Annotated in this window: 6 protein-coding genes; 4 read left to right on the forward strand and 2 right to left on the reverse strand. The window is 67.2% G+C overall.

Features of this window, described 5'->3' with window-relative positions; genetic code table 11:
* Both CA234_RS21920 and traA read right to left on the reverse strand, forming a co-directional pair.
* Entirely contained in the window at positions 1–699 is a 699-nt protein-coding gene (locus tag CA234_RS21920; protein ID WP_018251383.1) for a DUF6118 family protein, read from the reverse strand.
* 12 nt (positions 700–711) lie between these two features.
* On the reverse strand, positions 712–3624 hold the full coding sequence (traA, locus tag CA234_RS21925; RefSeq protein ID WP_026189171.1) for a Ti-type conjugative transfer relaxase TraA: 2913 nt from the start codon (positions 3622–3624) through the stop codon (positions 712–714).
* A gap of 171 nt (positions 3625–3795) precedes the next feature.
* Here traA and traD point away from each other — a divergent pair, with 171 nt between their 5' ends.
* Genes traD through CA234_RS21945 form a run of 4 tightly spaced genes read left to right on the forward strand, consistent with a single transcriptional unit; the run spans position 3796 to position 6194 of the window.
* Complete coding sequence (gene traD, locus CA234_RS21930) at positions 3796–4122, forward strand: conjugal transfer protein TraD (RefSeq protein WP_081614895.1); 327 nt, start codon at positions 3796–3798, stop codon at positions 4120–4122.
* A 16-nt stretch (positions 4123–4138) separates the two neighbouring features.
* The gene (locus CA234_RS21935) at positions 4139–4366 is read left to right on the forward strand and encodes a conjugal transfer protein TraD (RefSeq protein WP_026189172.1); all 228 of its coding nucleotides are present in this window, start codon (positions 4139–4141) and stop codon (positions 4364–4366) included.
* The gene (locus tag CA234_RS21940; RefSeq protein WP_018251386.1) at positions 4363–4647 is read left to right on the forward strand and encodes a hypothetical protein; all 285 of its coding nucleotides are present in this window, start codon (positions 4363–4365) and stop codon (positions 4645–4647) included. The genes CA234_RS21935 and CA234_RS21940 overlap by 4 nt, the downstream gene beginning before the upstream one ends.
* The gene (locus CA234_RS21945) at positions 4647–6194 is read left to right on the forward strand and encodes a type IV secretory system conjugative DNA transfer family protein (protein WP_241213636.1); all 1548 of its coding nucleotides are present in this window, start codon (positions 4647–4649) and stop codon (positions 6192–6194) included. The genes CA234_RS21940 and CA234_RS21945 overlap by 1 nt, the downstream gene beginning before the upstream one ends.
* Positions 6195–6852 lie beyond the last annotated feature (658 nt).

Below are 6852 nucleotides of genomic sequence, written 5' to 3' on the forward strand. Positions count from 1 at the left end.
CTAACGCCTCGCCTCGGGCTCGATCTTGATCGTGCAGCGCACCGCCTCTCGCGCCTTATCCGCGCGCTTCCGGCACGCCTCCAGCGCCTGCCGGTTAGCGGTGACGATCCGATCGCCTGCCGCGATGTTGGCGAAAGCGTCCGGCGCGCTGGCGCGCATGAGGTGCTGGCCGCCTTCCCACATCGGCAGGTCGAGCGAGCGCGCCGCCATCTTCTCCGGCCATTGCCAGCTCGCGGGCACGGCGCGGGCAACGATGCCGGCGAACACCGCCCACAACATCATCCCGACCACCACACCGCCGATCGCGCTCCACATCAGCCAGCGGTTCTGCTCGTCGCCCCGGCGCGCTGATACGACGTAGCCGTGAAGCTGGCGGGTCACGTCCTCCAGGCCGGTGCGCGCCGTGGCGATCGTCTGCCGGTCTTCCTGGCGCGCCGTGCTCGCCGCTGCGGTGATCCGTCCCGCCAACTGTTCGGGCGTCATCGCCAGCATAGGGCTTTTGACCAGCATATCGACGCGCTGCGCGGTGGCGGTGATATTGTTAGCGATGACGCCCAGCGTCTCGGAATAGTCGGGCGGCTCGGGCACCTCCATGCGCTCGGCCGTCAGACGCTCGACGGCACGGCGCATCAGCGTCACCTCGGCGCGCAGCTCCTGGAACGCCTGCGCGGCTTCACTCGGCCCTTCCTCATCCGCCATCACGTCTTCCCCTTATCGGCTCATGCCCCTGTCGCGCTCGCGGCCGATCCCGATCGACTGCTCCAGCGATCTCTCGATGCTTCGGCCGCGCTCCAGTTTTAGCTCCAGCTCGGGCGCACGGCGCTCCAGCGCCTTCGCCAGCTCGGGGTCGCGGCGTAGCCCCTCGGCCATCACACCCATGCGCGTGGTAGCCTTTTCCACCCGCGCCTGGTCGCCGCCTGCCCGCTCGCGCGCCAGCCCACGCCAGCTCTCCACGAACCGGTCAGCGCGCGCGCCGGGGTCGAGCCGCACCCGGCGCTCCTCGGCCATCGCGCGCACCGCACCGCCTGTGTTGCCCCCGGCCGCCTGCCCGATCAGCCCGGGATCGCGACGGAACGCGGAAGCGAGATCGCGCGCGCCATCAGGCCGCACCTGATCCAGCGCCTCGCCGGCGCGGCGCAACGCGCTCTCCTGATGCGGCAGCACCGGCAGATCCTGCGCGCGCATCCGGCCTATATCGGCAGACGCCCGCGCATAGCGTTCAATTGCCCTGGCCTGGTCCGGCTTGCCGCCGATCGCCGCCTCGGTGCGATCCGGGGTAGGTGCCTTCTCCGGCGTGGCGGCAGGCTTGGGCCGAAAACCCGCGAACATATCCTTGGCCTTGTCGCGGACCTGATGGACGATTTCCCGCGCCCGCTCGGGCCAGCGTATCTCCCGCCGCTCGGCGAAGCTGCGCGCCCTGTCCTCATCGGACGGCACGGCATAGTCGCCGGCCATGTCCTTGGCGCGGTCGCGTGACAGCGTGCGGGCAAGCTTCGCCAAGTCGGCGAAGTCGTCACGGCCATAGTGGAGCTGCACCCCGTCACGGTGCCGCGACATGCCGACATAGGCGCTGTGCCGGTCCATGCCCGGCGTCGCGAGGAGGTGCGCGCGATCGACAGTCACGCCCTGCGACTTGTGGAAGGTAGCGGCATAGCCGTGATCGACCGCGGCGTAGTCCTTGAGGTCGAACGCAGCGTGCCCACCCCCGTCGAGCCGTACCGCCATGTGCCCGCCATCGATCCGCTCCAACGTGCCCAGCGTGCCGTTCTTCACGCCAAGCGAGCGCTCGTTGCGCAGGAACATGATGCGGTCGCCGGCCGCGAAGTCGCGCGCGCCCCGATCGACGGTGACGCCAACGTCCTCGCCCAGCCCGCCCGACGCGCGCACCCGTCCGCGCGCCTCCTGGTTCAGCTCGCGCACCTCGGCATTGGTGTGGGTGAGGATGATGCGCGTCTGGTCGGGATCAGCCTGGCGCTGGCGATCCCAGCCTTCCACCAGCTCGGCGCGGGCCTGCTCGCGCGTATCGGCCGCGTGGACCATGCCGCAGTCGCCATAGGCGTGGATCGCCTCGCCCGTGCGGCCGGTCGCCAGTGCCCGCGTCGCGTCCTTCTGCCAGCCTTCACGCTGTCGGCGAACCTCGGTGATTTCGGCCGCGCCGTGCGCTTCGGCGATCGACCGGAACGCCGCGCCGGCTTCGATCGCCTGCAACTGCTCGGGATCGCCCACCAGCACCACCTTGGCGCCCGCGTCGCGGGCACGGGACAGCACCCGCTCCATCTGGCGGGTGCCGATCATGCCCGCCTCGTCCAGCACCAGCACGTCGTTGCGCGTGAGCTGGTCGCGGCCCTGTGCCCAACCATGTTCAAGGCTGGCGATGGTGCGGGACCGGATACCTGATCCGCCCTCCAGATTCTCGGCCGCGATCCCGGACAGGGCGGCGCCGCGCACCTGATAGCCCTCGCGCTCCCAAGCCTCGCGCGCAACGCCCAGCATCGCCGACTTGCCCGTGCCGGCATAGCCGATGACCGACGCCAGCCCGCGGCCCTCGGTGATATGGTCGAAGGCATCGCGCTGCTCGCCCGACAGGACCAGCCCGCGTCCTTCCGCAGCCTCCAGAGCGCCGGCACGGTGCCGGTCGGACACACCATGCGCGTCGCGCCGCGCCAGCTCGTCGCCGGCTTTCTCCAGACGCGCCTCGGTCGCAATCATCTCGCGGGACGTGAACCGCTCCTGGTCGCGCCCGTCTTTGCCCAATGCCACCAGCTCGGGACTGGCCCGCACCGCCGCCATCACCTGGTCGAACTGCTCCTTGCCATCCGAATGACGGAAGGCGAACGCAGCAAGATCGCGGGTGGTGAAGGTCGCCTGTTGCCGTGTGATGCCGTCGAGCGCGATGCGCGGGTCGGCCGCGATCTTCTCGCCATTCTCCCGCGCGATGCGCCGGTGATCCTCGGCACGCTCGGCGTCCTCGCCGCGGTCGAGCCGGCGCATTCCTGCCGGGCCGATCTTGTGCTGCGGCTCCAGCGCAATGCCCTGGTCTTCATAGGAACGGTGGTCGATCCGCCCCTCCAGCCCCAGCTCCGCCATGCGCTCGTTGACATGCGCCGCCCACGCTTCGCGCCAGCCCTTCAACAGCTCGGTCGAGTTCCAGTCCCGGACCTTCTTGCCGAACCCCTCCTGCCCAACTTCGCGCATCGCCAGCATGACATGCGCGTGCGGCTTCGGGCTGCCATCCTTGGCCTTGTCCCAATGCACGTTGAGGTCGGCGACCATCCCGCGCTTCACGAACTCCTTCTCCACGAAGTCACGAGCGAGCTGCACGCCCTGCTTCTCGTTCATCTCGCGCGGGATCGAAAACTCTACCTCACGCGCCAGTTGCGCGTCCTTGCGCTTCTCTCCTGCCTCCACCTCGTTCCACAGCGTCGTCCGATCCAACAGGCGCTCCGGTGCGTCCTTCGGCAGCAGCACTTCGGAGTGGATGACGCCCGCCTTGTTGGAGAAGTCGTGGCTGCGTCCAAGCCGCGCATCGTGCAGCTCGGATGCGGAGCGATAGGCAGCGGACGCAACGGCGCTGGAGCCGTTCGCACGGCTGATGACCTTGGCGCTGAAATGATAGATCGCCATCGCGACCGGCATGATGCACTTCTTAGCGCACGTCGGCAACGACGTATAAGCGCGCACTCATGATCTGCTTCGCATCTCCTGATTGACTCGGTGCTGGCTGTTGATGTGGGTTGCCCTCCCCTATAGGTTTGCTAGGCTGCTGCGGTCAAAAACGCGGAGAAAGGAAGCACCATGCGCAAGGTGCGGGACTATAACGCGGAGCTGAAAGCGCTGGAGGACAAGGCGCGTAGTCTGAAGGCGCGCCGGGTCGAACAACTCGGCCAGCTCGTCACCGCCACGGGTGCCGATTCACTCGACATGGAAACACTCGCCGGCGTGCTACTCGATGCCGTCGCCTCACAGAACGCGGAAGCGAAGGAGGCGTGGCGATCGAAGGGCGCGGCTTTCTTTCAGCGGCGCGGGCGCAAAGGTGGGCGAACTGCTGGCGGCAACCGTGACAGCGCTGGCACGCAACCAGGCGCTGATCCAGCGTCTGGAAGCGACACGGCGTCGGACTGATACGCGGGGCTGGGTCGTGCAACGGCGCGAACGCACCCGCCACCTGATCGAGCTGGGCGGCCTCGTCCAAAAGGCCGGTCTGGTCGATCTTGCTGATGACGATCGCGCGACCATTTACGGTGCGCTGCTCGAACTGGTCGGACGCGCTCGCGGCGATGATGCCAGCGATATGGTGGCGCTCTGGAAGCGACGCGGCAAGCGGGCCTTTGACGCGGAAGCGGAAGGCAAGGAGACGGTGGCATGACGACGCTCGACCTTGACGCTCTCCGGACGGAAGTTCGCGCGCTCGACTATGTACGCGGCACGCCTGCGGAAGCCGCGATGTGGCGCGAGGATGACGCGGACTCCCGCGCCAATCTCGCCATCGAGGGCATGGACCTGAACGCGGAGGATGAGGCGCTGTTCGACATGCTTCGCGACGAGGCCGTGCCCCCTCCCCTCGCCACGCAAATCATCCTCAAGCTCTACGATCATCCCAACGCCGATCCGGGGCTGGCGATCACGCCGCTGGAACGGGCCGGCTGATGCCCGGCCGGCGGATCAGCCCGCTGTTCGCGGTGCTCGTCGCCGCGGTCGTGCTGTTCGCCAGCCATAGCTGGCTCAAGGGCATCTTCGGTTATGGCGAGATTGCCACCGACATTCCGTTCCTGCTGGCCGGCGCGATCCTGTTCCTGGCCTGGCGCGTCAATCGCCGCGCCGCGAACCGGCGCAGCTCGCTGCTCGGCTCGGCCCGCTTCGGCGATCGGGGAGACGTGCGCCGGCTTGAGGGAAACGGGGATCTTCTGATCGGCCGCTCCATCGAAGGCGGCAAGCTGCTGCGCTACGACGGACCCGCCCATCTGCTGACGATGGCCCCTACCCGCTCAGGGAAAGGCGTCGGCACGATCATCCCCAACCTGCTCACGCTGGACCGCTCGGTGGTCTGCATCGACCCCAAGGGCGAGAATGCCCGCGTCACAGCCCGTGCGAGGGCCGCCAAGGGCGATGTGTGGTGCCTGGACCCCTTCGGCGTCTCGGGGCGCCCCACGGCCCGCTACAACCCTCTGGCGTGGCTTGATCCGACCAGCCTCGACTTGGCGGAGGATGCACAGACGATCGCCGATGCGCTGGTCCATGACGCACCGGGGCAATCGGGCGAGGCACACTGGAACGAGGAAGCCAAGGCGCTGATCGCCGGCGTGATCCTGCACACCGTCGTCCACGAGCCCCCTGCCCGCGTCACGCTGGCGACCGTGCGCGACAAGCTCACCCGCGATCCCGCCGGCTTCGCCACGCTGCTCGCCGACATGCAGGCCAGCACCAGCGCCGGCGGCCTCATCGCGCGCGCCGCCAATCGCCAGCTCGGCAAGTCGAACCGGGAGGCTGCGGGCGTGCTCTCCTCGGCGCAGCGCCACACCCACTTCATGGACAGCCCGCGCCTGGTGGACAGCACCTCGGCATCCGACTTCCGGTTCGCGGACCTGAAGGAGCGGCCGGGTACCGTGTTCCTGTGCCTCCCGCCCGATCGGCTCGACACCTATGCGCGCTGGCTGCGGCTGCTGGTCGGGCAGGCCGTCACCGACATGGCGCGATCCCCTGCCCGCCCGGCAAGCCCGGTGCTGTTCCTGCTCGATGAGTTCGCAGCCCTCGGCCGACTGGAGCCGGTGGAACGTGCGATGGGGCTGATGGCGGGTTATGGCCTCCAGCTCTGGCCGATCCTTCAGGACATGCACCAGCTCCGCGCGCTCTATGGCGAACGCGCCGGCACCTTCCTGTCCAATGCCGGCGTGGTCCAGACATTCGGGGTCAACGATCATGCGACGGCCGACATGCTCTCGCGCACGATCGGCGACACCACGATCGAATATGAGACCGCCAGCACGTCACAGAAAACGAGCTGGTTCGACAGCCCGGACCATTCCACCAGCGTCAGCGGCCACGTCGCCGCGCGCAGGCTGGTGACACCGGACGAAATCATGCGGATGCCCGCCGACACCCTTCTGCTGCTGCGGCAGGGCGAACGCCCGCTCTGGGCGAAGAAAATCCGCTATTACGATCAGCGCGAGTTCGCCCGCCTGTTCGATCCGGCGTGATCGTACACACCGGCAAGGTGCAACGGTGAGCTTTGGGATATCGCCTGACCTGCCCTGTCCGCCGGGCCTAACGCTGACAGGCACACACCGCCCGATCCGCTTTGCTTCTCCTGGAAGCCTGCGGCCGATAGGCCGCCCTTGTGACGGCGATAGCCGGCACGAAACAAAGGCGCATTGGCCCGTAGGGTCAATTCCGCAATGTCTTCGAGCTATCCGGGTGCGGAGTGCTGGTGGGTTAAGAGATTCTGTTAAATAGGAATCGTTAAGAAGGTTAAGGCTGGAAAATGGGCCAAAAAACCCACGTTTCCTGCGGCCTTCCGGGAACCCCCGGTGTGTGATCCCACGTGATTCGGTGTGTGATCCCACGATAGTAGGGTGTGTGATCCCACGACGCTTCGGTGTGTGATCCCACGACAATTTAAGTTCGATCTAGACTGTGAATACGGCTGCCTGACTATGTGTGGAGCGCCAGCTTGGAGCGCCTATGAGTTTCCTGGGGTGACTACACGAAAGTGACGTATCTGCACGCTAAGGGCGAACAAATCCGGTACGATGCCAGCAGATGCTATTCGCAGGCTTTCCTGCCCCTTTTATGTGGTGCCGCCCTACGGGCGCCGATATGGGAGGGCGGCAATCCGATTGACCAACGATCGATATG

This window comes from Sphingomonas sp. ABOLE, assembly GCF_003950455.1.
In the GTDB taxonomy this organism is placed as follows: Bacteria; Pseudomonadota; Alphaproteobacteria; order Sphingomonadales; family Sphingomonadaceae; genus Sphingomonas; species Sphingomonas trueperi.